Source organism: Nocardia vaccinii NBRC 15922, assembly GCF_001613305.1.
GTDB lineage: Bacteria > Actinomycetota > Actinomycetes > Mycobacteriales > Mycobacteriaceae > Nocardia > Nocardia vaccinii.
In genome coordinates, this window is the sequence record NZ_BDCC01000005.1 from 24,557 (window position 1) to 51,109 (window position 26,553).

Sequence of the window (26,553 nt, forward strand, 5' to 3'; positions counted from 1 at the left end):
CATCACTTGTCGGGCGTGGCGAACGACTTCAACATGAGCGCCGCCATTCGCGCGGTCGCGTTTCCGCTGTCGATATCGTCGATGTGGATGGCGAACGCCAGATCGCCCATATCGCCGATCAGCCAGCCGCTGGTTCCCGCGGTCGCGGCGAACGCGTTGACGCCCTGAAAGTTGTGCAGGCTCGACAGATCCGGGCCGTTGGCCGCCGAATCACGCAGTATGGCACGCAATTTGTCGAGTACCGGTCCGGGCAGCGGCGACAGCTGGGCGTCGGTCGTGGCGGGACGGCCGATCTCGATCATCGGCGGCGCCACCGAGCCGCGCACGATACTGGCAGCCGCGATCGCCATCCCGAACGTGCTGGCCAGGATGGGATCCGAACCACCCTCTTTGACCTGCTCGAATCCGCGACCGGCGATGGGCAGCCGGCCGCTGGTCTCGTCCAGTCCCGGGACCTTGAACCCGATGCCGACGCCCAGATCCGCCGCGGCCTGCGCGGCGTCCTGCACCGAAACGTCCTGCGGGGACTTGTTCTTCATGATTCCCGCGGCGGCCCTGAACAGGTCCATATTGCTGCCGGACGGGTAGGCGCTGGTGAACGCGGGTGCCCCTTGGGCGCTGGCCTGGTTGTTCTGCGCGGCGGCGACGACCGCTCCGGTGGAGGGCTGGATCGCCACGATCGAGGCCGCGGTGCCGACGCTGACCACCGCGTCCTCGGCGGCGCGCTGCAGTTTCTGGTCCATGGTGGCGGCGATGTCCGGACCCGGCGGACCCTGATGTCCGGCGAGCTGGGTGATCCTCGCCCCGTCGGGCCCGAACAGCTGGATGCCCCAACCGCGGTGCGCGTCCTTGTTGGCCTGCCAGACCTTGGTGTACGCATCGGTCAGCGGCGACCAGACGCGGCGGTCGGCGACCACGAGTTTCGGCTGCTTGTCCATGACCACGCCCGGAATCGCGGCCATCCGCGGTTCCAGGATCGCGAAATCGTCGTCACGCAGGGAGACCGCGACGACGGGCTTACCCTGTGCGGCCTGTAGCTGCTGCATCAGGTCCGCACCGGTGATCAGCGGGGCGACGGGTGAGATGGCGTCGGCGAGGGCGTTGGTGGTGGCGACCGGATCGGTCGTCTTGGCCGGATCGATCTTGACGGTGTTGATGTTCTGCTCGGACATCAACGGCGCGCCGACGTTGTCGTTCACCTTGGGCGAGGGGATGGCGTCGGTGCGCACCAGCTTGACCGTGCGGGTGTTGTCCAACTGGGGGATGACCACGGTCGGATCCCAGGAGATTCGCCAGCCGACCGCCAGTTTGCGGATGCTGCCCTGCACGTCGAAATTCCAGTCCTTACCGGGCCCGAAGTTCCAGTCCGCCCGGAGGTTGAACATGGCCGACGTGTCGTCCAACCCGATGTACTGCACGACCTTGTAATCGGGTTTGCCGGGATTGAGCCCGTCGAAAAGTTGCTTCAACGTTGCCTGCGCACCGCTGGGGTACGAGGTGAGGTCCGCGGCGTCCGCGGCGTTCCTGTCGTCCAGCAGGTTGGCGAATCGATTCACGATGGACTGCGGATCGGTCGGGTTGCTCTGGAACCCGCACGCCCCCATCGTGATCGCCAGGACAGCCGCCCCTGCGAGTGCCGCTGCGCCCCGAACGCGAATGCGGCGGGATCCCCACACATCCATATCGCCCACTCTTCACTCTTGTCACTCCAGCAACGAGAACAACCGTACCCGACAGATTCGTTCGCGATGGCCGCCTTGACACCGTCCGCATTCTCCATGCTCAGCGACCACAATAATGCCCGTTCATCGACATCCGACGCACCGCCTCCGGATTCCTTCCGTGTTCACACTCTGGTCTGCTCAAAGGCCGTTCTCCGACAGCGGAATTCCGCGGCCATTTATCGGCGTAATCTTGTAATCACTGTTACAGCGAAGGCGATGTAGAAGTGAGGTTCGAAGCTCATGAGACATGGACAACGCGGACAAGGATTCGGCCGCCCGGGCGGCTGGCAGCAGGCCGATCTACCCGATGCCGCCGATGCGCCGGACTGGTTCGCTGGACGATTGCCAACTGAATGGTTCAGTGGCGCGCCGATCATCGAGATCGACCGCGACGAGATCGTCGTGATCGGGACGCTCCGGCCCACCGCACCCGAGGGCCCCGCCGACGAGCCCGGGGCCGATGGCGATCAGCCCACCGCGAAGATTCCCCGCGCGACCCAGGAAGGCCAGGTCGCCCGCTTCCGCGAGTCGACTCGTCCGGTCCGCATGCGGATCGCGCAGGAGGCCCAGGCCCGGTTCGGCCGCACGGTCTCCTGGGGCGTACTGCTCGGCGACGAACGAATCCTGTTCACCCACCAGGCCGTTCCGGTGATGACGCGGCTGCGCCAGCCCGAACGCAAGGTGCTGGACACGCTGGTCGACGCCGGTGTCGCCCGTTCCCGTTCGGATGCGCTGGCCTGGACGGTGAAACTGGCAGGTAAGCACGCCGAGGAATGGCTGGCCGAGTTGCGCGAGGCGATGAGCAAGGTGGACACCCTGCGCGCGGAGGGCCCCAAGGGCCTGTAGGACACCGAGTTCCACTCACCCCGGACAACGCCGACCCCAAGGGCCGCGGCCCGGGTCGATTCTGGACTCACGGAGCGGGGGAGGGAAGAATCGGCCCTCGGGGGGGCCGCGGCCCCGCCGGAGCGAAGCGTAGGCCAAAATTGCAGCATGCCAGCTCCGATACTCGTGCTGAACGGGCCGAATCTGAATATGCTGGGCACTCGTCAGCCCGAGATCTACGGTTCGGACACCCTCGACGACGTGGTCGAGCTGTGCCGCCGGACCGCGACGCGATTCGATCGTGAGATCAGCGCGTTCCAATCGAATTCCGAGGGCGCGCTGATCGATCGGATTCACGCCGCGCGCGGCGTGGAATCGGCCATCGTGATCAATCCGGGCGGACTCACGCACACCTCGGTCGCGTTGCGTGACGCGCTGGTGATTCCGGAGGTGCCGATCGTCGAGGTGCACATCTCGAACGTGCATGCGCGCGAGGAATTCCGGCACCATTCCTACATCTCCCCCATCGCCGCGGCCGTCATCGCCGGACTGGGGATCCAGGGATATGCGGCGGCGATCGAATTCCTCTGCACACGTTGATATTCGGGGGCGTATTTCGTCGTATCCCGGGCCGCCGGGCAGGACCTGTTCGCCGAGTGGACTTTCCCGGCGCTCGCCCGGCTCGCCCGGTCGGCCGAGGTCGATCCGGCTCCGGCATTCCGCCGTTCCGCGATTCCGGCTACTCCGATCGCACCGAATCGGGCATAACGCGCGCCGACAGGAATCGATCCGGCGACATCGGCCGGACATCGCGCCACTTGCCGCCCGGACGTTCTACGCTCGGGCGATGACATCCGGCCCGGAAGTCCGCGACAACTCCGTCGAGGATCGGTTCGAATTGTTCGTCGACGGGAATCTCGCGGGTATCGCGGAATATCAGGACACCGCCTCGGAGCGGGCCTTCGTGCATACGGAGGTCTTCCCCGACTATTCGGGGGAGGGGTACGCGCGAACGCTCGTGGACGCCGCGTTGGCCAGTACGCGACAAGACGGGTTCGGGGTGCTGCCGCTGTGCCCGATGGTGCGGCACGTCGTGGAGACGAAGCCGGACTATCTGGCGCTGGTCCCGGCGTGGGCGCGAGAGCGTTTCGAACTGCCGCAGTGAACGCGGGTCAGTAGGCCGCGACCGCACCGTCCAGGGCCTGCTGAAGTTCGGTGCGCACCAGCCGCGCGACCTCGGCCGGGCGGGCGGGTAGTTCCGGCACCGGAACGCCGAAATGGAAGCTGGCCGAAATCGCCTCGGCCTTGGTCGGTTCCACCGCCGAGTCGGTGCGCGGGCCGTAACTGAGCCCGAGGCTGACCAGCGCCGGGCGGGCGCCCAGTTTCATCGCCCGGAACGCGATGTGCCCGACGCCGCTGCCGACGGCCTGCACCTGCGTGGGATCGACGTCGTTGCAGGTGCCCTCCGGGAATATCGCGATCCCGTCACCGCGCGCGATCCGTTGGGCGCAGATGTCGATCATCCGCTGCCCGGCCGCGTTCACCGCGCGCAAACCGTGGTCCCGCCCGCGAAAGACCGGAATTCCGCCCATCATGTCGATCCGCCGACGCAGCTGCTCCTCGACGAACAGCTCGTCCTTCGCCAGCACCCGCGTCCGCCCGATCACCGGTCGCAACCCGCTGCGCCAGGCCGCCGCGGCCACTGTGTACGGGTCCTGCTGCGACAGGTGGTTGATCACGATCAACAACGGCCGCCGCTCGGAGATCAACCGCCGCAACACTTCCCGAGCCCCTACCGCATACCCCACCCGCGGCCGGTACCGCCGCGCGAGCACCGCGTACGCCCCCCACGCCTGCAACCGATTCTGCTGGTGCTCCCGATAGAAGTCGTACACCACATCGCTGTTCTCGAGCACGACCTCGGGCCGTTCCATACCTTCACGCCTCCGTTTCACTCAACCGGGGCCGGGCCCGGAGAGATCCGATTCTCCACTGCGAACCGACCAGCACCAGCCTTACCCCTGCCGCCACGTCCGGTGAGTGAAATACCGAAGCGTCCACGACACGGCAACCCGGCCGACGGCGAAGCGAGTCGCTCGGGTCCCATGCCTGTTCCGACGACGCCGACCAGAGATGAACATCACCGATCACCCGAGTTCCGCCCACTCCGAGCAACTCCAAGGCCGGGGCCCGCCCCCGGACCGGACCGGCCGGAGCGCCAGGAGCGAAGCGGAGGCCGAAGATGCTGCCCCGCCGCAGCGAAGCGGAGGCGATTAATACAGCGCCAGGGGTGAAGCGGTGCGATGATGGCTGGGTGGCACGCGCAGAGGAACACGGCGACCGCTCTCGACGGGAATTCCGGCACGAGGATCAGGCGGTGCGGCCCGGGACGCTGCTGGTTTCGGCGACCGACCTGGTCGAGCCGTCGTTCCGGCGGACCGTCGTGTACATCGTGGAGCACAACGACGCTGGCAGTCTCGGCGTCGTGCTCAATCGCCCGAGCGATACCGCCGTGCAGGAGGTGCTGCCGCGCTGGGCGGAGCTGGCCGCCTCGCCGCGCACACTGTATGTCGGCGGACCGGTCAAACGCGATGCCGCACTCTGTCTGACCACCGTGAAGGTGGGAACCGCCATCGATCGCATCGATGGCCTGCGCCGGGTGGACGGCCGGGTGGCGCTGCTGGATCTGGATTCGGACCCGGACATGATCGCGCCGCTGGTCGAGGGCATCCGCATTTTCGCCGGATACGCCGGGTGGACCTTCGGACAGCTGGAGGGCGAACTCGAGCGCGGCGATTGGATCGTGCTCTCGGCGCTGCCCTCGGATCCGATCGCACAGCCCGGTGACCTCTGGGCGCAGGTGCTACGCCGCCAGCCGCTACCCTTATCGCTATTAGCGACGCATCCGATCGAACTAGAACGCAATTGACTGCGTATATAGCTAGTGTGGCCACGATATCCGCGCCCCCACAGCGGCGCCTGAACCGGTGAGCCGATGGCGACATCACCGCGGGCAGCCAGTGGAGGCGCAGGAACCCAACCCTTCCGAGGGGTTGTGCCGCCGATACCGGACGGAGCGTCCGAGGCTCAGGCGAAGCTGCTGCGGGCACTGTACGACCAGCATGCGCAGACCCTGTGGCGGTACACCTACAGCCTGGTCGGCGATTCCGGCCGGGCCGAGGACATCGTCCAGGAAACACTGTTGCGGGCCTGGCAGCGCCCGAACGTGCTCGACCAGTCCACCGCCTCGGCGCGGGCCTGGTTGTTCACCGTCGCCCGCAATATGGCGGTGGACGAGTACCGCAGCGCACGGCACCGGCACGAGTTCCGCACGGACAATCCGCCCGAGCAGGCCAGTCCGGATCAGGCGGACCGAGCGCTGGACAGCTGGTTGATCACCGACGCACTGGCCCGGTTGAGCACGGACCACCGCGAGGTGATCGTCCGCGCGTACTACCGTGGCCTGTCGACTCAGCAGATCGCGATGGAATTGTCCATTCCCGAGGGCACCGTGAAATCCCGTATGCACTACGGGATGCGCGCGTTGCGTTCGGCATTACAGGAGATGGGGGTGACGAAGTGACGGATGCCCCCCGAATCGGGGAGGGCGAAGCGGTGGTCCCGGACGGGGGCGACGACTATGTGATGTGGGATGCGCCGTACGTCCTGGGATCCCTCAGCCGCGCCGAACGCCTACGCTACGAGGCACATCTGGAGGAGTGTGCGTCGTGCCGCGAGGCCGTGGCCGAATTGACGGGCCTGCCGGGACTTCTCGGCCAGGTCGATCCCGAAGTGGCTCTGGCCCTGATCGATACGCCGCCCGGACCGGAACTCACTGTGGTACAACCGGATCGACGATCCGCGGAATCGCCCCTCGAACCTCGACGCCGCGGCCGGGAACGCTGGCTCACGATCGGCGCGGCCGTGGCGGCGGCCGCCGCGGCGGTGGCGATCACCATCCCGATCACCACCGCGCTCGATCGTCACACCCAGACGCCGGCGACCGAGCAGGTGGTCGCCGAACGCCAACTGGCGCCGGTACGGCCCTCGCCGATCACCGCGAGTTACAAACTCGTCGAGGTCCCCGGCGGGACGCGGATCGAAATGTCGTGCAGCTATTCACCTTCGGTGACCGATTATAGCTGGAATGGCGCGCTGTGGGTGATCCACACCGACGGAACCGAGGCGATGGTCGCGCAGTGGACGGCTCATCCGGGCCAGACCCTCACCCCCGACGGAACCACCGCCGTGCCCCCGGATCAGATCCGTTCGGTGCAGATCCGCGACGCGAGGACCAATCAGGTCATGCTCACCAGTTCGCTCTGAACCGGCTCACGGAGCTCCGGGTCCGTTCCGGGTCGGCGGGAGCGGTCAGCGAGTACACGCCGGATTCCTCGGCCGTCGCACGCTCGACCCGCACCAGCGGCGGCCCGCACAGGGCTCGCTCCACCGCGCGATCCGCGGCCGGATCACCGACGGCGACGCGGGCGCTGCCGTCGGCGTACCCCTTGACCGCGATCCCCGCGCGAGTCAGCGTCTCGACCATTCCCGGTCCGGGCAGATAAAGGAAGTTACCTCGACTGCGCGGAACACGAATACCACTGCGCCGCAGAGATGTTCGCAATATCTCGCGTTGGACGGTGATGCGCAGCACCCGCTCGTTCAACTCCGTCGTCGCGGCATAGGACGCCGCCACCGCCGCGGTCGCCGTCTCCGGCGTCCCGAACGGCACCTGCAGCCGGCGCACCCGGCGGACCAGGTCACGATTGCCGAGCGCATAACCGATCCGCAGTCCGGCCAGACCGTATGCCTTCGAGAACGTACGCAGTATCAGCAGATTCGGGTATCGCGCGATCAGCGCGCGCGGATCCAGCATCTCCTCGACGCTCAGGAATTCCGCGTACGCCTCGTCCAGGATCACCGGAATATGCCGGGGCACACCGAAAAGGAATGCCTTCAGCTCACTCGCGGGCACCACGGTCCCGGTCGGATTGTGCGGACGGCACACGGCCACCAGGGCGGTGTCCTCACCGATCGCCCGCGCCATCTCCCACAGATCCTGCCGGCCCGACGAATCCAGCGGCACCGCAACGGTTTCCAACTCCGCCATGGCCGCCATCACCGGATATCCGTCGAAGGTCGGCGAGGCGAACACCATCGCCCGCCCCGGACCGGCCAGGGTCTGCATGATCTGCAACGCCACCCCGGTAGCCCCCGCCCCGACCACGACCTCGTCGGCATCCATCCCCACCCGATCCGCGATCAGCCGAGGCAACCGCTCCGGCAGGAACTCCGGATACCGATTCGCCCGCGCCGCAGCGGAATTCAATGCCTCCATCACCGAAGGCAAAGGCGGAAAAGGATTCTCGCTCAACGTCAGGTCGAATCGCCCCGCACCGGTACCCCGCCCGTGCGCACCCGCACCGTGCGGCCCGATCACGGCCCGGGCCCTGCGGCGCAGCGACCACTCCGAGCCGCCGCCACTTCGGACCACGAACCGTCGCGTCTCATCCCCAGGGTTCGGAGTACTCATCGCGCCGCTCCCCAGCGCACCGCCGCGGCTCCGGCGAAATCACCGGCGTGCGCGAAGGCCGACATCAGCACGACCGACCCGTTGCGCAGCCGCCCGGCCTGGTTCTCGATATCGAGAGTTACGGGAATGCCCGCGGCGAAAAGGTTTCCGCAACGGTCGAAGGTGTCGGGGTGACGTTCGGCGGGGAGCTCGAGGGCGTCGTGCCAGTTGCGCAGGAACAGGCGGTTGGGCTGGTTGGTGACGAAGGTGTCGATATCGCGGCCTTTCACGCCGATGCGGTCGCAGACCGCGAGCGCGACCTCGGGAACGAGGCGGTTACCACGGGCGAACACCTTGGTGATCTTGGATTCGCTGAAGCTGACGCACGGCTGGCCCTCGCCGGGCTCCCACCATTTGCGCTCGGAGCCGGTGTTGAAATCCATATCCCCGGCGAATTCCGGATACGTCCGCGTCTCGATGTCCAGAATCGGGGCTTCGTCGCTCCGGACCAGCAACCCGACGCCGCACCCGTCACCGGGCACCGGCGCTTGGGCGAGTTTTCGGATATCGGGCTGGGTGAACACCGCCCCGGCCGAATTCTGGATGGTGGCGATGAGCGCGGAACGAGCATCGGTGGTGCGCAGGATCATGCGCGCCAGCTGCATCATGTACACGAAGGCCGCGCAGCCGCTGTTCTGGATGTCCAGCACCGTCGAGGGCCGCATACCGAGCCGGCGCGCGACCTCCGGACCGCAGCCGACGATCGGGTTGTACGGCAGCTGCGTATGCGTCAGCAGCACGTCCACATCGGAGATCGCCTGCGCCCCATAACGTTCCACGAGCGGTTCGACGGCCTTGGCGACCATGTCCATCGCGGTCTCCTCGCGATCGACGTGATGCCGGGTCGCCGGGGAACGGAACATGACGTTCTTCGCCATCCGCGCCGAACGCATGTAGGGCGTGAAGTACTCGGTGCCCACCGGTTCACCTGGCAGATAACTCGCCACATCGATCAGGCTGACCGGCGCGAGGCCGGGATCGGTCGATTCCATCGCAGGTCTCATTTCATCCAGTCGGGTTTGATCGGAAGGCCGTGCGCGGCACGGTATTCACAGATCGCCTTGAGATTGTCGAGTTCGAGCTGGTGTCCGGCGGAGAACATCTCCCAGAAATCCCCCACCCACACCGGACGTTTCGGCGGCGCGGCCTCGGGATAGGGATTCTCGTCGTAGAACGGGTGATGGCAATTCACCCACAGCACGACCGAACCCGGCTTGTCGAATACCACCTGCGCATCCACCACGCGCATCAGATAGATCATCCACAGATGCCTGCCCTGATCCCAGGCGCAGTGGTAGTCGACCGTCATCGCCTCGGGCTGCGCGACGGTGCGAGTGTAGATCTGCGTCTCCGGGCCCAGCCGATCGTTGGCCAGCCACAGTCCGGGTTCCTCGGTCTCGGTGAATCCGCGCAGGCTGTAGGTCCATTCCTCCAGGCAGCGGGTGTCGGCCAGATACTCGAACACCGCACGCGGCGGTGCGTCGATATAGGACTGCACCGGGCAGAACTGCCCGAAGATCTGGTCGTGCGGATAGACCGACCGGAGCATGTCCATGATGATCGGTGTGGTCGCCTCGCGATCGGAATTCTCGATGCGGAGTAACCCCGGGATCTCGCGATCCGGGATATCGCTGAGTGCGGGCAGGGCGCTGGTGGTCACGAATGCCTCCTCGGTACGGACAGGAACGGACTGAACGGGGGAATCTCGTCGGGATCACAGTCGATCGAAATAAAGGACGGCCCAGGGGTTTCGACGCAGGTTCGGAGCGCATCGGCCAGTTCCGCTGTGCTGCGCGGCGAATACGCGGGCAGCCCGGGGAACATCGCCGCCACTCCTGCGCCCGGATCGGACGGCTGGAATCTGTTGAAGCTGTAGCGGTCTCCGTAATACAACTGCTCGCGTGTGACGCACATGGCGTGCGCGTTGTTGTTGAACACGACGAACGTCACCGGCAGCCGATATTGGATCGCGGTGTGAACCTCCATGCCGTGCATGAAGAATGCGCCGTCGCCCGCGATAACCAGCGTGCGCCGGGCGCGGGCGAAGGCGCAGCCGATCGCCGCCCCGAACGCGTACCCCATCCCGCCCATGCCCAGCGCGACCACGAACCGCCCGTCGCGCGGCACTCGCAGATGATGCACCACCGCGGCACCGGTATTGCCGGCATCGGCGAATACGTCGGTCCCGGATTCGATGACGGCGCCGATGGTTTCGACCATCTCGCGATAACGCAGTCCGGGACCGGTTGCCTCGGGCACCGGCAGCACGGTGAGCGACGATTCGGGGCGAGCGGCCCGCGATACCTCCGCCGACGACCCGGAACTCTCGAACTCCGCCGCCAACTCGGCGAGTTCGACGCTCAGATCCGTACTGGCGGCATGGATGACGTCCAGATACGGCCGCTGCGCGCCCACCCCGACCACCACGGTCCCGGACAACGCCTCGTCCAGCCCGGCCCGCGCGGTTACCGGCATCCGGGTGCCGACCAGCAGGCACAGCGCACTACCGCGCACCGCGTCCAGCAGTTCCGGATGCCCCATGGTCCCGGCCACCCCGCAGAATCCGGGTTCGTCCCAGGCGTACACATCCTTGGCGTCGGGCGCCACGCCGACGGCGGCATCCAGCGCGGCGACCAGTCGACGCAACTGGGCACGCGCGTCGTCACGAGCGACCTGATCCCCCGCGATCACGGTGATCTTGCCCGTATCCCGCGCGGTCCGCAGCGCCGCACGCACCCGCTCCAGCACGATCTCGTCCCGAACCCGCACACGCGGCTGCGGCCGGAACGGCGGAACGGCCTCCATCGAGGCGCGCTGAACATCCTTGGGCAGCAACAACACCGCAGGTCCGCCGCCTCGGGCGGCCTCGACCGCGCGAGCCAGATGCGCTGGTAACGTCCGCGCCGACTCCACCCGGCCGCAGTACCGCGACACCTGATCGAAGAGCAACGCGGCATCGATGGTTCCGGCCTTCCCGCTGGAATCCTGGAATGCCCCGGCGCCTTCCTGATCGGTCGGCGGCTGCCCCACCAGCGCCAGCACGGGAACCCGCGAGGCGAACGATTCCGCAAGCCCCGCAACGAGGTTCATCGCCCCGCCGCCTGAGGTGGCCGCGACGACCCCGATCCCCGCGGTGACCCGGGCGTAGCCGTCGGCCATGGTCGCGGCGGAGAACTCGTGTTTGGCCACCACCCCGGTGACCTCCCCCGAGGACTCGAAGATCGCGTCGTAGAGATCCTCGATATTGGCCCCGTCGACACCGAAGATGTGTCGCACGCCCAACGCCTCGACGGCCCGCACCAGATACCCCACCGCTGTCGCAGACATCGGCGCTCCTTCCTGCCGTGCGCCGAGCGGGCCGGATCGACCGCGCTCACCCGAACTACGAAACAGAAGCGCGAGTGGTTCATCCGCGTTTCGAAGTCGGTTTCGGAGAGGAGCTTGTGTGTATGTATACGTCTACGTATAGTGGAGTCATGCCCAACAAGACCGTATACGTCTCCGACGACGACCTTCCCCTGTTCCAGCGCGCACAAGAGCTGGTCGGCGGCAATCTGTCGGGCGCGATCGTAACGGCGTTGCGCCGGTTCATCGAACTCGAAGAGGGGCGTCAGGCGGGCTTCGAGGAAATCGTGCTGCGCGTCGGCCACAACGGCGTTCGCCAGGTGCGATTCTCCGGCTCACTGCTCACCGAGGCGCACGAATACACCGACGACGCCTTCGAGCGCATCCGAATCTACCGCAGCCGCAAGGGCAAATTCGTCCTGTACACCCAGAGCTCCAAGTGGTCGGAGTACCCCACCGAGACCAACTGGATCAAGGATCTGACGAATTGGCGGCGCATGCTCGGCGTCAACGATCCGGACTGGGGCGATTTCGCGATGGACATCTTCGACTCGGTCGAGGAACTGAAGGGAAAGATCCCCGACTCGATCTATGACCGCGTGGCCGGTGTCGCCGACCGCCCGCACATCGAGGATCTCGACATCTGACCCTCCCGGGGCGCTGATCCCGCCCCGCACAACTGCACACCAGAACTCCCTTGTCCGCACAACACAGCGGACACGGCTCGGTCAACGCATGCATTCATGCCTATTAGTAGATGAGAGGAAAATCATGAGCGACAACGCTCGCACACCGGCCATTTCGGTCTCCGGCCTGCGGAAATCCTATGGTGAGCAGATCGTGCTCGACGGTATCGACCTGAACGTCCCCCAGGGCACGATCTTCTCCCTGCTCGGCCCCAACGGCGCGGGCAAGACCACCACCGTGCAGATCCTGTCCACCCTGATCCGCGCCGACGGTGGCGAGGCGCGGGTCGGTGGACACGACGTCGCCGCCGATCCGGGCCGGGTGCGCTCGACCATCGGCGTCACCGGGCAGTTCTCCGCGGTGGACGAACTGCTCACCGGGCGGGAGAACCTGCTGATGATGGGCGACCTGTTCCATCTGCCGCGCACCGAGAACCGGCGCATCGCACAGCGACTGCTCGAGCGGTTCGATCTGGCGGACTCGGCCGACAAGACCGCGGCCGGCTACTCCGGCGGCATGACCCGCCGCCTGGACCTGGCCATGACCCTGGTGGGGCAGCCGCGCATCATCTTCCTGGACGAGCCGACCACCGGCCTGGATCCGCGCAGCCGCCGCGCGATGTGGGACATCATCCGCGAACTCGTCGCGGGCGGCGTCACGATCTTCCTGACCACCCAGTATCTGGATGAGGCAGACGATCTCGCACATCGGATCGCGGTATTGGACCACGGCCGCATCGTCGCCGAGGGCACCCCGGACCAGCTCAAACGGCTGGTGCCGGGCGGGCACATCCGGCTGAGCTTCGCCGACCGATCCGAACTCGGCGTGGCCGCCGAACTGCTGGGCGGCGTGGCCGATGAGCTGACCCTCGCGGTGCCCAGCGACGGATCGGTGAAATCCCTTCGCTCCGTGCTGGATCGGCTCGACGACGCCCATGTCGAACCCGAGGGCCTGGCCGTGCACACCGCCGACCTGGACGACGTATTCCTCTCTCTCACCGGACAACCCGCTCCCGAAAAGGAAACCGCGCGATGAGCACCCTGACCTACCCACTGGCCGATTCGACCACCATGCTGCGCCGGAACCTGGTGCACGCCAAGCGATATCCGGGCATGACGGTCGGCGTGATCCTCATGCCGGTGATCCTGCTGCTGCTGTTCAACTACGTCTTCGGCGGCGCGCTGGGCAAGGCCACCGGCGGCGCGAAGTACATCGACTACATCGTGCCGGGCATGATGCTGATGATTCCGGCCTATCTCGTTGCGGGCATCGCGGTTTCGGTGGCCTCGGATATGACCAAGGGCATCGTCGCGCGGTTCCGGACGATGCCGATCGATCATTCCTCGATCCTGACCGGACAGGTCGTCGGCACCCTGATCCAGGGCCTGCTGGGAGTGGGGCTGATGGTGGCCGTGGGTGTGGCCATAGGCTTCCGCTCGAACGCCACCGTGCTGGAATGGCTGCTCGCCTTCGGCCTGATCGCGCTGACGATCTTCGGATTGTCCTGGCTCGGTGTGGGTTTCGGGCTGGCCGCGGCGAATCCGGAGAGTGCGAGCAACACCCCGACGCCGATCCTGTTCCTGCCGTTCCTGGGCAGCGGTCTGGTGCCGACCGGCACCATGCCCACCGGAGTGCGGCAGTTCGCGGAGTATCAGCCCTTCACCCCGCTGACCGAAACCATTCGCGGCCTGCTGATGGGCACACCGATCGGGAACAACGGCATCATCGCCCTCGCCTGGTGCATCGGCTTCACCGTGGTCGGCTACATCTGGTCGCGGTCGCTGTTCCGGCGCAAGACCAGCTGACCCCGTTCGCCGCGAACCCCCGGGCGCGATTCCGGCGCCCGGGGGTTCAGGCGCGTCCCAGGTGTGCGGTGAGCCAGCCGTCGAATTCGGTGAGATCGCGCAGGACCACATCCGCGCCGGCTTCGGACAGTTCCGCGGCGCTGCACGGGCCGGTGGCCACCGCGACCGACAGCGCGTCCGCGGTTCGCGCGCCCCGAACGTCGCCGATGTGATCGCCGACGTAGATATCGGCCCCGTGTTCGCGCAACGCCTCGGCCTTGCGTTCGGCCCACAGATTCCCGACGACCGCGTCGGCTGGTATACCCAGATGCTTCAGGTGCAGTTTCGCGTTCGGCTCGTACTTCGCGGTGACCACGACCGCGCGCCCGCCCGCGGCCTGCACGGCCTCGACCGCCCGGCGCGCACCCGGCATCATCACCGTCCCGGCGATGGCGTGTTCGGGATACATCGAGCGGTACAGTTCGGCGACCGCCGCGACGTCCTCGGCCGGAAACCAGTTCGCGATCTCCTCCTCGAGCGGCGGCCCCAGCCGGGTGACGACCAGATCGCAGTCGATCACCACACCCGTGCGCTCCGACAGCGCCCGATAGCAGGCGCCGATCCCGGGCCGGGAATCGATCAACGTCATGTCCAGGTCGAAGCCGACCGTCAACGAGCGGGATGCCATCGAGCCGCGCTCAGTTCGCGGGCTGGCAGGCGTCGCGCAGTGAGCAGGCGCCGCAGGCGTTGCCGCAGCTGCCGACCTCCGGGGCGGGGGCCAGCCGGGCGATGGCCTGTCCGGCGGCGTTCACACCGGCGCCGAGGGTGAACAGCGCGATGACCGCGGCGAGGACGGCGGCGATGATTCCGGCGATCGGACCCGCCACCAGTGCGACGACGCCACCCGCGATCAGCAGCAGTCCCGCACCGATCGACGTGGGCGCGGCGACCTTGTTGGCGAGCCGGTACGCCTCCTCGCTGCGCACGGCCTCTTCGGTGTGCACGCCGAAGTATCGGTTGGGCGGCAGTGAGCCGGTCAGCCCGAGCACCCCTGTGACGACAGCCACCGCAGCCAGCACGAACAGGATCAACGCCACCACGATCACCTCGGTCACGGTACTCGCGCACCAGCCCGCCACCCAGCACGACCCCGCTGGTTGTGACCCACACCATGCATCGGGCGACTGCGTGGCATCGGCTCGATCCGAGGGCCTTTTTGGGCGCTGACGTGCACACCCTCTACCCTGATGAGCAACGTTCATTCCGGGGAGCTCGATAAGTAGAGGCAGGATCGTGCAGGACACTCGCGCAACCGAACCGACCGGCGCCGCCGCGAACGGCAGCGGCGAGGTGCCCGCACACCGCTACAACGCCGACCTCGCCGGACGTATCGAACGCAAATGGCAGCAGGCGTGGGAGGAGCGCGGGACGTTCCACGCGCCGAATCCGGTCGGCCCGCTGCGCGGCGAGATCCCCGCCGACAAGCTGTTCATCCAGGACATGTTCCCGTACCCGTCCGGCGCGGGACTGCACGTCGGACATCCCCTCGGTTACATCGCGACCGACGTGTTCGCCCGCTATCACCGCATGACCGGCCGCAATGTGCTGCACGCACTGGGTTACGACGCGTTCGGCCTGCCCGCCGAGCAGTACGCGGTGCAGACCGGCGCCCATCCTCGCGTGACCACCGAGTCGAATATCGCGACCATGCAGCGTCAGCTGGACCGGCTGGGCCTGGGGCACGACCGGCGGCGTTCGTTCGCCACCACCGATCCGGAGTTCTACAAGTGGACGCAGTGGATCTTCCTGCGCATCTACAACGCCTGGTACGACACGGATCTGGGCAAGGCGCGCCCGATCGACGAGCTGATCGCCGAATTCGACAGCGGCGCGAGAACTCCCGGAGACGGCACGGTGTGGGCCGAACTGTCCCCGGCCGAGCGCAATGCCGTGGTGGATTCGTATCGTCTGGTGTACCAGTCCGATTCGATGGTCAACTGGTGTCCGGGTCTGGGCACCGTGCTGTCCAACGAGGAGGTCACCGCGGAGGGGCGTTCCGAGCGCGGCAACTTCCCGGTGTTCCGTAAACGGCTGTGGCAGTGGATGATGCGCATCACCGCCTACTCCGATCGTCTGGTGGACGACCTGGACCGCCTGGACTGGCCCGAGAACGTCAAGGCCATGCAGCGCAACTGGATCGGCCGTTCGCGCGGGGCGCAGGTGCGGTTCGGCGCGGGTTCGGAGACGATCGAGGTATTCACCACCCGGCCCGACACGCTGTTCGGTGCGACCTATGTCGTGCTGGCGCCGGAACACGAGCTGGTCGATACGCTGACCGCCGACCTCTGGCCGGCCGGAACCGATCCGCGCTGGCAGTTCGGCGAGACCGCGAATCCGGCCGAAGCCGTTGCGGCATACCGCAAGTCGATCGCGGCGAAATCGGATCTGGAACGTCAGGAGAACAAGGACAAGACCGGCGTCTTCCTGGGCACGTACGCCACCAATCCGGTGAACGGCGCACAGGTGCCGATCTTCATCGCCGACTACGTGCTCAGCGGTTACGGCACCGGCGCGATCATGGCCGTGCCCGGTCACGACGCACGGGACTGGGAATTCGCCACCGCTTTCGGTCTGCCGATTCTGGAAGTCGTTGCGGGCGGGGATGTCTCGCAGGGCGTGCACTCCGGTGAGGGCACGCTGGTGAACTCCGGCTACCTGGACGGACTGGAGATCGAGGCCGCCAAGGCGCGCGTCATCGAACAGCTGGAGGCCGACGGGCACGGCCGCGGCACGGTTCAATACAAGCTGCGGGACTGGCTGTTCGCCCGGCAGCGCTACTGGGGCGAGCCGTTCCCGATCGTGTACGACGAGGACGGCGCACCGCACGCGCTGCCGGAATCCATGCTGCCGGTGACGCTTCCGGAGATCGAGGATTTCGCGCCGGTAACCTTCGATCCCGACGACGCCGATTCCGAACCGTCGCCGCCGCTGGCCAAGGCCACCGACTGGGTGCACGTGGAACTGGATCTGGGTGACGGCCCGAAGAAGTACCGCCGCGACACCAACGTCATGCCCAACTGGGCGGGCAGTTCCTGGTATCAGCTGCGCTACGCCGACCCGACCAACGCCGAGACCTTCTGCGCTCCGGAGAACGAGAAGTACTGGCTGGGACCGCGTCCCATCGAGCACGGTGACCAGGATCCGGGCGGTGTCGACCTGTACGTCGGCGGGGTGGAACACGCGGTGCTGCATCTGCTGTACGCGCGGTTCTGGCAGAAGGTGCTGTTCGATCTGGGTGATGTGACCGGCGCCGAACCGTATCGCCGCCTGTTCAACCAGGGCTACATCCAGGCCTTCGCCTACACCGATGCGCGCGGGGCGTACGTCCCGGCGGCGGAGATCGTCGAGCGGGACGGAAAGTTCTTCTGGACCCCGCCGACGAAGGAGGCTTCATCGGATACAGCCTCCGGTGTCGAGGAGCAGGTCTTCCAGGAGTACGGCAAGATCGGCAAATCGCTGAAGAACGCCATCTCCCCCGACGAGATGTGCGATCTGTACGGCGCGGACACCTTCCGGTTCTATGAGATGTCGATGGGCCCGCTGGACACCTCGCGCCCCTGGGCGACCAAGGACGTCGTCGGTGCGCACCGCTTCCTGCAGCGCGTCTGGCGGCTGGTGGTGGACGAGGAATCCGGCGCACTGCGGGTCACCGACGCCGAGCCGTCACCCGAGGCACTTCGCTTGCTGCACAAGACGATTGCCGGAGCCGACGACGACTACGCCAACCTGCGCGACAACACCGCCGGCGCGAAGCTGATCGAGCTGACCAACTTCCTGACCAAGAACTACCCCGAAGGCTCTCCGCGTTCGGTGGTCGAACCCCTGGTCCTGATGCTGGCCCCGATGGCTCCACACATCGCGGAGGAACTCTGGGAGCGCCTGGGCCACACCGTAGCCCTGGCCCACGGCCCCTTCCCCCTCGCCGATCCCGCACTGCTGGTGGAGGATTCGGTCGAATACCCCATCCAGGTCAACGGGAAGGTCCGCAGCCGCGTCAGCGTCCCCGCCGACGCCGACGCGAAAGCGATCGAGATCGTGGCGCTCGCCGATGAGAAGCTGCTGGAGTTCCTGAACGGCAAGACGCCTCGCAAGGTCATCGTCGTCCCGGGACGCCTGGTCAACGTCGTTGCCTGACAGCCGATTCCGGAACCTTCGAGCTGCGGATAATCCGGCCTCGCTCACGATGTGAGCCGTGGGCGAGGCGCCGTCCGCCTCGCCCACGCCGTTTCCGGTAGGTCCTCAGCTCGATCCGGTGCCGAGGTTCAGGCCGCCTCCGGTGCCGAGGTGGACACCGAAGAGGCTGAGGAACACATTGAATGCTGTGCCGAGGTCCATGACGACGACTCCAATCGAAATAACGGGGCGCCCTTCTGGCGATTCCCTTCGATACTGGTTAATCGCCCTACCAACTCTGCTGTTACCAATCGCTGGTCAGTAGCGGTAAATCTCTCGTCGGCCGCGAGTTTGTCAACCGTCCAGTTATCTCGATGGCCTGTAATCCTATTCGATAAGCCATCTACCTGGGCTTTACTTCATATGAATGAAATATTCGAGACGATAGCAATATTCGTCCCGATACCGACGCAGCGTAATAGCGCAATATTTCGAATGGTGTTGTGTGCGCGGTAATCCCATACCGCTCAGACAGGCGGCAGCGTGACGTCGTTCAAGGTGACCATGGACAGATTGCGCTGTTTGATGACGTCCACCAACTGGTTGTAGCAGTGCGTCACGGCAGGGTGATTGGCATGGCCGATGACTATCGCCTGTGAGTTGAAGTACTTGTGGGCCATCTCGATCAGGTACTGCTCGGTGACGATCGAGGAATCGCTCAGCGAGCCGTACCAGAGGGTGGGCACAGTGTAGCCGTGCTCGGCGGCGACACGGTCCACGGCAGCGTTGTGGAAGCCGTACGGCGGACGGTAGAAGGGCGTGCCGTCGACGCCGAATGTGTTGCGCAGGAATGTTTTCGTGCGTTCGAGCTGATCGGCGACGCCCGCGGCGGACAGCTTGGTCAGTGCCGGATGGTTCCAGGTGTGGTTGCCGAGCTGGATCTGCCCGGATTCGACCAGCGGCCGTAACGCGTCGCGGTGCACGGTCCAGGAACTGTAGGAAGCGGTGACGAAGAAGGTGAAGCGCGCGCCGGTGTCCTGGGCGAATTTGATGTACGCGCCGACGACATCGGCATCGGCGCCGTCGTCGACGGTGAGCGCGAGATTGTTGCCCGTGCCGGGAAGCGCGGTGATGGTTCGCCGCGACAGGCGCGTCTTCGGGCCACCGGGCGGGGCCGGGAGCAGCGGAATCGCGGCCCGCGCCGGCGGCGGTGCGGGCGTCGAGGGCGGAGCCGACGCGATCGCGTTCGCCAGATGATTCGGCGCGGCGCCGGAAATCCCGACACCGTGCGTCGAATCGCATCCGGACAATGCGGCGGCTGTCCCAGCCGCGAGCAGCGTCAACCACTGCCTACGGTTCATCGTCGAATTCATATTCGCAGAACCATTTCGTGCCGGAGATCACTGACGCTGAGAATCTACCCGCACCCGCCTCCTCCCGAAACGACCGGGCCGCTCCGCGAGTTCAGTGGGTTGCCGGGCGCCGGGCACCTTCCCTGCCCGGCCGACGGCCGGGATACCCGCGTATTCGGCTGGTTACCCGGGTGCCCGCGAAATCATTTGCCGCGCTTGGGCTCGAGCCTGCCCGAGTGAGCGGCGACTAGGTTCGGGCGATCGGGCGCAGGACGATCTCGGTGGGGTGGGCGTCGCGCGGTGTTTCGATCGTGGTGCGTACCGCTCGGGCGACGGTAGCGGCGGTGAGGAATTCCTCGGGGCGGTAGTCGCGGCCCTCGTCCGCGACGATGGCGCGCTGCATATCGGTGTCGATGCGGCCGGGGTGTATGGAGGTGACGCGCAGTTCGGGCTCCTCGAGACGTAGGGCGTCACCGAATGCGCGGAGGGCGAATTTGCTCGCCGCGTAGACGCCCCAGCCGGGATTGGCGCGCAGGCCCGCGCCCGAGTTGATCAGGACCACGTGGCCCCTGGCGGCGCGCAGTGCGGGCAGCAGCAGCCTGGTCAGCTCGGAGACGGCGATCAGGTTGGCTTCCAGGGTGTTTCGCCACTGCTGGACCGATGATTCGGCAATGGTGCCGAGATCGGCCACACCGGCGTTGTGGACCAGCACGTCGAGGCGATCGATCGGGGCGCAGGCCCCGGCGACGGCTTCGTAGTCGGTCAAGTCGACGGGCCACGGGGTGTTACCGGGCAGTTCCGCCGTGATCCCCGAGAGCGCCTCGGCCGTGCGCGCGCCGAGCAGCAGGCGGTGCGCGGGGGCGAGTTCGCGGGCGATCGCCGCACCCAGGCCCCGGCTCGCGCCGGTGATCAGAGCGGTCGGCCTGGTCGTCTCGGCAGCATGCGCGGTCATGCGCCTACGGTAATCATTCACCACCGCAACTCATGAACCGAAGGACTCCGGTGAGCATCGCCGACCACGAGCCGCTGATGAACCGGCCGCAGCCCGGCCGAGACGCGCAACGCGCATATCTGAAGGTGTCGTCGCAGAATGGGGGGATGAACGGGCCTGGTTTCACCCCCACACAGCTGGCAGCCCGTGCCGCGTACCTGCTACGTGGTAACGATCTGGGGACGATGACCAGCGCCGCACCTCGACTGTATCCACACATGTGGAGCTGGGACGCCGCATTCGTCGCGGTCGGACTCGCCCCGCTGAGCGTGGAGCGAGCCGTGGTCGAACTCGACACCCTGCTCTCGGCGCAGTGGAAGAACGGCATGATCCCGCACATCGTGTTCGCCAACGGTGTGGATGGCTATTTCCCGGGTCCGGCGCGCTGGGAGTGCAAGAAACTCGCCGCCAACGCCCCCGACGGGCCGGACACCTCCGGTATCACCCAGCCGCCCGTACACGCCATCGCGGTGCAGCGCATCCTCGATCATTCGCGCCGCCACGGGCGCAGCACCCGTGCGGTCGCAGAGGAATTCCTGAATCGACGCTGGCCGGATCTGATGCGCTGGCACCGCTGGCTGGCGCATTCGCGCGACCCCAAGCAGAACGGGCGCATCACCATCTATCACGGCTGGGAATCCGGGATGGACAATTCGCCGCGCTGGGATCGCGCCTACGAGAACGTCGTCCCGGGCGATCTGCCGCCCTACGAGCGCGCGGACAACACGCTGGTGGATCCCGCCCAGCGGCCCACCGATCGGGAGTACGACCGCTATCTGTGGCTGGTCGAGCAGATGCGCCGATGTGGATACGACGATTTTCAAGAGGCGTCGTCGCTGAGTTTCGCCGTGGAGGACGTATTCGTCACCGCGATCTACGCCCTGGCCTGCGAGGTTCTCGCCGCGATCGGTGAGGATTACCGGCTGCCGCGCGCCGATGTGCGCGAACTCTACGAATGGGCCGCCTACTTCCGCGCGGGCGTGATCGCGACGACCGATCCGCGCTCGGGCGCCGCGCGCGACTACGACCTGCGGCAGGGCTCCTGGGTCAACACCGAGACCCTGGCCGTGTTCGCGCCGCTGCTGTGCGGCGGGCTACCCCGCGAGGCCGAACGGAGCCTGCTGCGCCTGTTCGAGGGGCCCCGGTTTTGCGGACATCCGGATCTGCGCTACGCGCTGCCGCCGTCCACCTCCCCGGTATCCAAGGATTTCCGCCGCACCGAATATTGGCGCGGTCCGGTCTGGCCGGTGATGAGCTGGCTGTTCTGCTGGGTCTTCGCTCGCCGGGGCTGGGCCGAGCGGGCCTTCATGCTCCGGGCGGAGGGGCTGCGACAGGCCGCCGACGGCAGTTTCGCGGAGTATTACGACCCGTTCAGCGGTGCGCCGCTGGGCAGTATGCAGCAGTCCTGGACGGCCGCCTCGGTGCTGGACTGGCTCGGCTGAATCCGCGGTTTTCTGGAGTTTGCCCCAAAACAGCACATCTCAGGCAATCTTCTCCCACAAGACACGGTGACAACCCTGGTCACCACAGCGACATCCGCTTACCCTTTTGACCATGTATCGACGCATCACGGCTCGTCTCCATGTTCGTCGCGCACTTCTGTCACTGTCGGCATTGGCCGCAGTTGGCACACTGTCGGCAACCGGTCCGGCGATCGCCGCACCCACCGGTCCGGACGTCTCGTCGTGGCAGCACGTGGACGGTCGGTTGATCAATTGGTTCGCCGTGCGCGGCTCGGGCAACGCCTTCGCCATGCTGAAGGCAACCGAGGGGTTGAGCTACGTCAACCCGTACTTCGTGCCCGACAGCTTGCTGATGCGCGCGGCCGGAGTGGCCCGCGGCACATACCACTACGCCCGCCCCAATCTCCCGCCCGAACCGCAGGCCGCGCTGTACGCGACGGTGGTCCTGGGGCAGAACGGCATGCTCGATCTGCCGCCGGTGCTGGATATCGAGGATTCCGGCGGGCTGCCCCCGGCCGCACTCATCGATTGGACGCACCGCTACCTCAACACGGTGCAGGCCCTCACCGGCCGCCTCCCGATCATCTACACCTATCCCCGCTTCTGGCGCACGGCCATGGCGGATTCGGATCAATTCACCCGCTACCCGCTGTGGATCGCCGACTACAGCGGGAAATCCCAGCCCGACATCCCGGGCGGCTGGCCCACCTGGACCTTCTGGCAGACAACCGATTCCGGCAGTATCCCCGGTATCGCGGGCCGCACGGACGTCGACGTCTACAGCGGCGCCCAGGGCGATTTCGGCCAGTACGCCAACATGCCGTCCTTCGGCAGCAGTGCCGGCAGCTGAATCACAGCACAGCCGGAAACATCAGCTGCCCGATACCCGACGCGGGCGGGCGCAACTGAAGCGGGTCATCGGGCGCGGCAGCCGTCCCACGGTCGTGCGCGCCCGGGCGGAACCTCCGCGATCACCTCGATTCGAGCGACCTGTTGACATTTTTGGCTAATTGAATTAGCTTTATGGCTACATACTTTATCTACTCACTCCACAGGAGTCGACATGACCGAGTATCTGACCCTCGACGGTGGACAGATCGCCTACGACGTGACGGGCGAGGGCCCGCTGATCGTGCTGTCCCACGGCATGGGCGATCACCGCAACGCCTTCCGCCACCTGGTCCCGCTACTGGTGGACGCGGGTTATCGGGTCGCGAATGCCGATATGCGCGGGCACGGCGAATCCAGCATGAACTGGACCTCACACGATGGCAGCGAGGCCATTTCCCGCACCGACGTCGCCGGCGATCTGCTCGCACTCATCCGGCACCTGGGCGGTCCGGCGGTCATCATCGGCCATTCGCTCTCCGGCGGCGCGGCCACCATCGCCGCGGCCAAGGCTCCCGAGTTGGTGAGCGCCATCGTCGAACTCGACCCGTTCACCAAGGAGCAAACCTTCCCGCTGGGCGCATTGCTGACCGTCGAGCGCTACCGGCGCGGCGGGCTCCGGCTGATCGGCACCCAGCTGTTCAAGAGCCTCGGCATCTGGATGAGCTACCTGGATGTCGCCTATCCGAACAAGCCTGCCGACCACGCCGAGGCCATGGCCGCACTCGAGGCGAAACTCCGCGAGCCCGGCCGATTCGCCGACTTCATGAAGACCGGCAAGTCCACCCCCGCCGACGCACACGCGCAGCTGGCGAACATCTCCTGCCCCGTCCTGATCATCATGGGCACCGAGGATCCGGACTGGGCCGATCCGAAGGCCGAGGCAGAGGCGGTCGTCGCCCTGATGCCCGCCGGACTGGGCCGGGTCGCCATGCTCGAGGGCTCCGGGCACTACCCGCACGCCGATGCCGCCGAGCGGGTCGCCGAGCTTGCCCTGAAATTCCTTGCCGGACAACAGCATGCCTAGGGCAGGATTGAGCAGGGCCGAGGTCGTGCGCGCCGGTGCGGAACTGGCCGACGAGATCGGATTCGCCAACCTCAGTATGGGCTCGCTCGCCGAAAAGCTCAGTGTGCGAACACCTTCGCTCTACAAGCACGTGGCGAACCTGGCGGAACTACAGCACGATATCGCGGCCTTGGCCATGGCCGAGGCCGACGGCCTGATCCGCGACGCGATGCACGGCCGGTCGGGCACCGAGGCGTTGCACGCATTCGCCCACGCCTTCGGCGATTTCGTGGCCGCCCACCCGGGCCGCTACAACGCGATCAACGCCGCCGAATTCACCGGCCCGGACGATCCGTTACTGGAATCCAGTGGGCGCGTTATCGGTTCGATCGCGGCGGTGCTGCGCGGCTACGGAATTCCCGATCAGGACATGGATCACGCGGTCCGTACCCTCCGCTGCGCCTTCCACGGATTCGCCGGCCTGCAAGCCTCCGGCGGGTTCCACTGGTCCGGCGACCCGCGGGACAGCTACGAGTGGATGATCAGCTTCATCGATCGCGGGCTCCGCAGCACAGCCGGATGACGCAGCTCCAGCGGCCGCGAACCGCACGGAAGAAGACAAGCGGTATACCCCGTCAGGCCCGCACCAGTTCGATGACCGGGATGACTCGGGTGGTCTTGCTCTGATACTCGGCGAACTGCGGCTGCACGGCGGACTGTTTGGCGTAGATCTCGTCACGCTCGGCGCCGCTGAGCACCTTCGCGACCACCGGGAAGGTTTGCGTGCCGACCTCCACCGTGGTCTCCGGATTGGCCACGAGATTGTGGTACCAGGCCGGATTCTCGTCGGAGCCGCCTTTGCTGGCGAAGATGAACAGCCGCTCACCCTCGCCGAAGTAGACCAGCGGCGCGATCCGCTCGATGCCGGACTTCGCGCCGGCGTGATGCACCAGGATCAGCGGCACGTCCGCGAATATGCCGGAGCCCTTGCCGCCGGTACTGCGGAACTCATCGATGACCTTGCGGTTCATCTCGTCGAAGTCGATAACTTCTGTCATGGCACCACCATATGGGCCGGTGGCGCTACGGACAATGCCTGAAATGGTCGATAAGTTATCCATTTGTTTCATCAGCATCAGATCACCGGTACTATCGGATATGTGGATCTACTGGCCGATGTGCTCACCGTCGCCGGAGTCCGCGGCGCCCTCGGCGCGCGTATCGAGGCAGGCGAGATCTGGAAGACCTCCTGGCAGCACATCGGTCGTCCCGTGTTCTACGCCGTCACCTCGGGCATGGCGTGGCTGCGCGTCCCCGGGCTCGAGGCCGAGCAGTTGCTGCCGGGTGACGTCGTTCTGCTGCCGACCGGGTCCGAGCACACTTTGGGAAGCGATGTCGACCCCGTCGCGTATTCCTGCGATTGCGCGACGACCGAGCAGGCCCGTGCCCAGGCGAGTGTGCTGCGCATCGGCGAGGGCGAGATCCGTACTCACATCCTGGGCGCCTCCTACGAATACGACCCGGTGGTATCCACCCAGGTCCTGATCTCGCTCCCCGAGATGGTCCACATCCGCGCGGACAGCGGCGGCAGCTGCCTGGACGACACCGTGCGCCTGCTGGCCCGCGAGTTGGCGGTTCCACAGATCGCCGGCGCGGTCGTGCTCAACCGGTTGGTCGATATCCTGCTCATCCAACTCATCCGCGTCTGGATGTGCCGAAACCCGGTGCAGGAGAAGGGTTCCTGGCTGGGCGTGCTGAGCGACCCGCTGGTGAGTCCAGCGGTGACCAAACTCCACCAGGACCCATCCAGACCCTGGACCACCGAACTCCTGGCCGCCGAACTCTCGGTGTCCCGCACCACCCTCGCCCGCCGATTCCGCACCGTCGCGGGCGAAACCCCCGGCAGCTACCTGACCCGCTGGCGAATGAACCTCGCCGCAATCCGCCTGCGAGATACCGACGACACCCTCGAAACCATCGCGCACGCAGTCGGTTACACCTCGATGCCCGCCTTCAGTCGAGCATTCCGGCGGGATCGGGGCCAAGCGCCCGGGACCTACCGCCACGCGGTGCGTGCGGCGAGCACCACCCGCTGAGTTCGCCTCCGCCCCCGACTCTCCTCCGACCCCGACTGCGCCATCGGCGAGGACGAGACGCGGGAATCCCTCGAGCGCGTGAACTCGGCCCGGACCATCCGCGGTCGCGGCTGGAGTCAGGTCCCGAGCCAGCGGGCGATGTCATCGAGACTTGCTGCCTCGTAAAGCAATTCGCCATCGGCGACATCGCACAATCGCCATTCGGCGGATGACCATCGGTCGCAGTCGAGCAGATAGCCTGCTCGCTCGGCGCGGGCGCTGAGCTCGCGGAGTTGTGCTGATGACTGCTCGGCCGGACCTTGGTCCACGGTCAGGCCCACTGTCGATAGCGCCGGGAGGAGTCGGGAGTTATCCGCCCCTGCGCTACCAGCATCGCCAGGGCCACATGCTTTCTGGCGCAATCATGTTCGCGATGAATCTGCACCGCGCGGTGAGCTTCGGCGAGCGTGAGCGGGCGGCCCGGAAGCTCGCAGCTCCAGTGCTCGGGCCACGGTATCTGTGTGCGGCGGGTGTGGTCGCGGCGGGGTTCGCGGCGGCGTTCGGAGTCCGGCCATGCGCACGCAACCGCGAGCAGTGCCGCCACGCTGGCCGCGATCACCGTGGCCACACTCGATATCGCGTCCCATGCGGTCACGGCGGTCACCCCC

Annotated in this window: 28 protein-coding genes; 15 read left to right on the forward strand and 13 right to left on the reverse strand. The window is 66.5% G+C overall.

What is annotated here, in order from left to right:
* Positions 1 to 2: 2 nt before the first annotated feature.
* On the reverse strand, positions 3 to 1,682 hold the full coding sequence (locus NV1_RS01070) for an NTF2-like N-terminal transpeptidase domain-containing protein (RefSeq protein ID WP_067885007.1): 1,680 nt from the start codon (positions 1,680 to 1,682) through the stop codon (positions 3 to 5).
* A gap of 282 nt (positions 1,683 to 1,964) precedes the next feature.
* Between NV1_RS01070 and abmR the strand changes: the two genes are divergently transcribed.
* The 3 genes from abmR (at position 1,965) to NV1_RS01085 (ending at position 3,714) form a co-directional block, all read left to right on the forward strand.
* A complete protein-coding gene (gene abmR, locus NV1_RS01075) occupies positions 1,965 to 2,570 on the forward strand; it encodes an ATP-binding transcription factor AbmR (RefSeq protein WP_067884528.1) in 606 nt (201 codons plus the stop codon).
* 147 nt (positions 2,571 to 2,717) lie between these two features.
* A complete protein-coding gene (gene aroQ, locus NV1_RS01080) occupies positions 2,718 to 3,149 on the forward strand; it encodes a type II 3-dehydroquinate dehydratase (RefSeq protein WP_067884529.1) in 432 nt (143 codons plus the stop codon).
* 247 nt (positions 3,150 to 3,396) lie between these two features.
* Positions 3,397 to 3,714: a GNAT family N-acetyltransferase gene (locus NV1_RS01085; RefSeq protein WP_067884531.1), complete on the forward strand. Its 318-nt coding sequence runs from the start codon at positions 3,397 to 3,399 to the stop codon at positions 3,712 to 3,714.
* A gap of 7 nt (positions 3,715 to 3,721) precedes the next feature.
* Here NV1_RS01085 and NV1_RS01090 read toward each other — a convergent pair whose 3' ends face one another.
* Positions 3,722 to 4,483 carry a lysophospholipid acyltransferase family protein gene (locus NV1_RS01090; RefSeq protein ID WP_067884533.1) on the reverse strand — a complete coding sequence of 254 codons (762 nt, stop codon included), beginning with the start codon at positions 4,481 to 4,483 and terminating at the stop codon, positions 3,722 to 3,724.
* A 380-nt stretch (positions 4,484 to 4,863) separates the two neighbouring features.
* Between NV1_RS01090 and NV1_RS01095 the strand changes: the two genes are divergently transcribed.
* From NV1_RS01095 to NV1_RS01105, 3 genes are all read left to right on the forward strand, one after another.
* The gene (locus tag NV1_RS01095; protein ID WP_067885009.1) at positions 4,864 to 5,478 is read left to right on the forward strand and encodes a YqgE/AlgH family protein; all 615 of its coding nucleotides are present in this window, start codon (positions 4,864 to 4,866) and stop codon (positions 5,476 to 5,478) included.
* Between the two features lie 126 nt (positions 5,479 to 5,604).
* Positions 5,605 to 6,132 carry a sigma-70 family RNA polymerase sigma factor gene (locus tag NV1_RS01100; RefSeq protein ID WP_281181767.1) on the forward strand — a complete coding sequence of 176 codons (528 nt, stop codon included), beginning with the start codon at positions 5,605 to 5,607 and terminating at the stop codon, positions 6,130 to 6,132.
* Positions 6,129 to 6,875 (forward strand): anti-sigma factor family protein, encoded by a 747-nt coding sequence (locus NV1_RS01105; RefSeq protein WP_245713499.1) that lies wholly within the window; start codon positions 6,129 to 6,131, stop codon positions 6,873 to 6,875. Before NV1_RS01100 ends, NV1_RS01105 begins: the two co-directional genes overlap by 4 nt.
* Here the strand turns inward: NV1_RS01105 and NV1_RS01110 are convergent.
* The 4 genes from NV1_RS01110 to NV1_RS01125 are packed head-to-tail and all read right to left on the reverse strand — an operon-like array spanning position 6,859 to position 11,448.
* Positions 6,859 to 8,082 (reverse strand): aminotransferase class I/II-fold pyridoxal phosphate-dependent enzyme, encoded by a 1,224-nt coding sequence (locus NV1_RS01110; RefSeq protein WP_084524956.1) that lies wholly within the window; start codon positions 8,080 to 8,082, stop codon positions 6,859 to 6,861. The genes NV1_RS01105 and NV1_RS01110 overlap by 17 nt on opposite strands.
* The gene (locus NV1_RS01115; protein WP_067884535.1) at positions 8,079 to 9,113 is read right to left on the reverse strand and encodes a 3-oxoacyl-ACP synthase III family protein; all 1,035 of its coding nucleotides are present in this window, start codon (positions 9,111 to 9,113) and stop codon (positions 8,079 to 8,081) included. Before NV1_RS01115 ends, NV1_RS01110 begins: the two co-directional genes overlap by 4 nt.
* 8 nt (positions 9,114 to 9,121) lie before the next feature.
* Positions 9,122 to 9,781, reverse strand: coding sequence for a DUF8713 domain-containing protein (locus tag NV1_RS01120; RefSeq protein ID WP_067884537.1), 660 nt, complete (start codon positions 9,779 to 9,781; stop codon positions 9,122 to 9,124).
* Positions 9,778 to 11,448, reverse strand: a complete 1,671-nt coding sequence (locus tag NV1_RS01125) for a thiamine pyrophosphate-binding protein (protein WP_067884539.1) — start codon at positions 11,446 to 11,448, stop codon at positions 9,778 to 9,780. Before NV1_RS01125 ends, NV1_RS01120 begins: the two co-directional genes overlap by 4 nt.
* Positions 11,449 to 11,597: 149 nt before the next feature.
* Here NV1_RS01125 and NV1_RS01130 point away from each other — a divergent pair, with 149 nt between their 5' ends.
* The 3 genes from NV1_RS01130 to NV1_RS01140 all read left to right on the forward strand — a co-directional run bounded on the left by NV1_RS01130 (position 11,598) and on the right by NV1_RS01140 (position 13,958).
* Positions 11,598 to 12,113: an EXLDI protein gene (locus NV1_RS01130; RefSeq protein WP_067884541.1), complete on the forward strand. Its 516-nt coding sequence runs from the start codon at positions 11,598 to 11,600 to the stop codon at positions 12,111 to 12,113.
* Positions 12,114 to 12,237: 124 nt separating this feature from the next.
* Positions 12,238 to 13,188, forward strand: coding sequence for an ATP-binding cassette domain-containing protein (locus NV1_RS01135; RefSeq protein ID WP_067884543.1), 951 nt, complete (start codon positions 12,238 to 12,240; stop codon positions 13,186 to 13,188).
* Complete coding sequence (locus NV1_RS01140) at positions 13,185 to 13,958, forward strand: ABC transporter permease (RefSeq protein ID WP_067884544.1); 774 nt, start codon at positions 13,185 to 13,187, stop codon at positions 13,956 to 13,958. The genes NV1_RS01135 and NV1_RS01140 overlap by 4 nt, the downstream gene beginning before the upstream one ends.
* A gap of 46 nt (positions 13,959 to 14,004) precedes the next feature.
* On the opposite strand, the gene NV1_RS01145 is transcribed toward NV1_RS01140, so the two are convergent.
* Positions 14,005 to 14,625 carry an HAD family hydrolase gene (locus tag NV1_RS01145; protein ID WP_067884545.1) on the reverse strand — a complete coding sequence of 207 codons (621 nt, stop codon included), beginning with the start codon at positions 14,623 to 14,625 and terminating at the stop codon, positions 14,005 to 14,007.
* A 10-nt stretch (positions 14,626 to 14,635) separates the two neighbouring features.
* Positions 14,636 to 15,052: an SdpI family protein gene (locus NV1_RS01150; protein WP_307627718.1), complete on the reverse strand. Its 417-nt coding sequence runs from the start codon at positions 15,050 to 15,052 to the stop codon at positions 14,636 to 14,638.
* A gap of 178 nt (positions 15,053 to 15,230) precedes the next feature.
* On the opposite strand from NV1_RS01150, the gene leuS reads away from it, so the two are divergent.
* Positions 15,231 to 18,131: a leucine--tRNA ligase gene (gene leuS / locus NV1_RS01155; protein ID WP_067884547.1), complete on the forward strand. Its 2,901-nt coding sequence runs from the start codon at positions 15,231 to 15,233 to the stop codon at positions 18,129 to 18,131.
* Positions 18,132 to 18,637: 506 nt separating this feature from the next.
* Here the strand turns inward: leuS and NV1_RS01160 are convergent.
* Together NV1_RS01160 and NV1_RS01165 are read right to left on the reverse strand one after the other, a co-directional pair.
* Entirely contained in the window at positions 18,638 to 19,471 is an 834-nt protein-coding gene (locus tag NV1_RS01160; RefSeq protein WP_084524957.1) for a polysaccharide deacetylase family protein, read from the reverse strand.
* Positions 19,472 to 19,709: 238 nt separating this feature from the next.
* Positions 19,710 to 20,414, reverse strand: coding sequence for an SDR family oxidoreductase (locus NV1_RS01165; RefSeq protein ID WP_067884550.1), 705 nt, complete (start codon positions 20,412 to 20,414; stop codon positions 19,710 to 19,712).
* Between the two features lie 146 nt (positions 20,415 to 20,560).
* Between NV1_RS01165 and ggh the strand changes: the two genes are divergently transcribed.
* The 4 genes from ggh (at position 20,561) to NV1_RS01185 (ending at position 24,393) form a co-directional block, all read left to right on the forward strand.
* Positions 20,561 to 21,895, forward strand: a complete 1,335-nt coding sequence (gene ggh, locus NV1_RS01170; RefSeq protein ID WP_067885019.1) for a glucosylglycerate hydrolase — start codon at positions 20,561 to 20,563, stop codon at positions 21,893 to 21,895.
* A 112-nt stretch (positions 21,896 to 22,007) separates the two neighbouring features.
* Positions 22,008 to 22,766, forward strand: coding sequence for a glycoside hydrolase family 25 protein (locus NV1_RS01175; protein ID WP_067884552.1), 759 nt, complete (start codon positions 22,008 to 22,010; stop codon positions 22,764 to 22,766).
* A gap of 213 nt (positions 22,767 to 22,979) precedes the next feature.
* Positions 22,980 to 23,831: an alpha/beta fold hydrolase gene (locus NV1_RS01180; RefSeq protein ID WP_067884554.1), complete on the forward strand. Its 852-nt coding sequence runs from the start codon at positions 22,980 to 22,982 to the stop codon at positions 23,829 to 23,831.
* The gene (locus NV1_RS01185; RefSeq protein ID WP_067884556.1) at positions 23,824 to 24,393 is read left to right on the forward strand and encodes a TetR/AcrR family transcriptional regulator; all 570 of its coding nucleotides are present in this window, start codon (positions 23,824 to 23,826) and stop codon (positions 24,391 to 24,393) included. The genes NV1_RS01180 and NV1_RS01185 overlap by 8 nt, the downstream gene beginning before the upstream one ends.
* Before the next feature lie 52 nt (positions 24,394 to 24,445).
* On the opposite strand, the gene NV1_RS01190 is transcribed toward NV1_RS01185, so the two are convergent.
* A complete protein-coding gene (locus tag NV1_RS01190; RefSeq protein WP_067884558.1) occupies positions 24,446 to 24,868 on the reverse strand; it encodes a nitroreductase family deazaflavin-dependent oxidoreductase in 423 nt (140 codons plus the stop codon).
* Positions 24,869 to 24,970: 102 nt separating this feature from the next.
* Here NV1_RS01190 and NV1_RS01195 point away from each other — a divergent pair, with 102 nt between their 5' ends.
* Positions 24,971 to 25,906 (forward strand): AraC family transcriptional regulator, encoded by a 936-nt coding sequence (locus tag NV1_RS01195; protein ID WP_067885021.1) that lies wholly within the window; start codon positions 24,971 to 24,973, stop codon positions 25,904 to 25,906.
* A 116-nt stretch (positions 25,907 to 26,022) separates the two neighbouring features.
* Here the strand turns inward: NV1_RS01195 and NV1_RS01200 are convergent, their stop codons facing one another.
* Together NV1_RS01200 and NV1_RS01205 are read right to left on the reverse strand one after the other, a co-directional pair.
* The gene (locus NV1_RS01200; protein ID WP_157116391.1) at positions 26,023 to 26,214 is read right to left on the reverse strand and encodes a hypothetical protein; all 192 of its coding nucleotides are present in this window, start codon (positions 26,212 to 26,214) and stop codon (positions 26,023 to 26,025) included.
* A gap of 2 nt (positions 26,215 to 26,216) precedes the next feature.
* Entirely contained in the window at positions 26,217 to 26,540 is a 324-nt protein-coding gene (locus NV1_RS01205; protein WP_157116393.1) for a hypothetical protein, read from the reverse strand.
* Positions 26,541 to 26,553 lie beyond the last annotated feature (13 nt).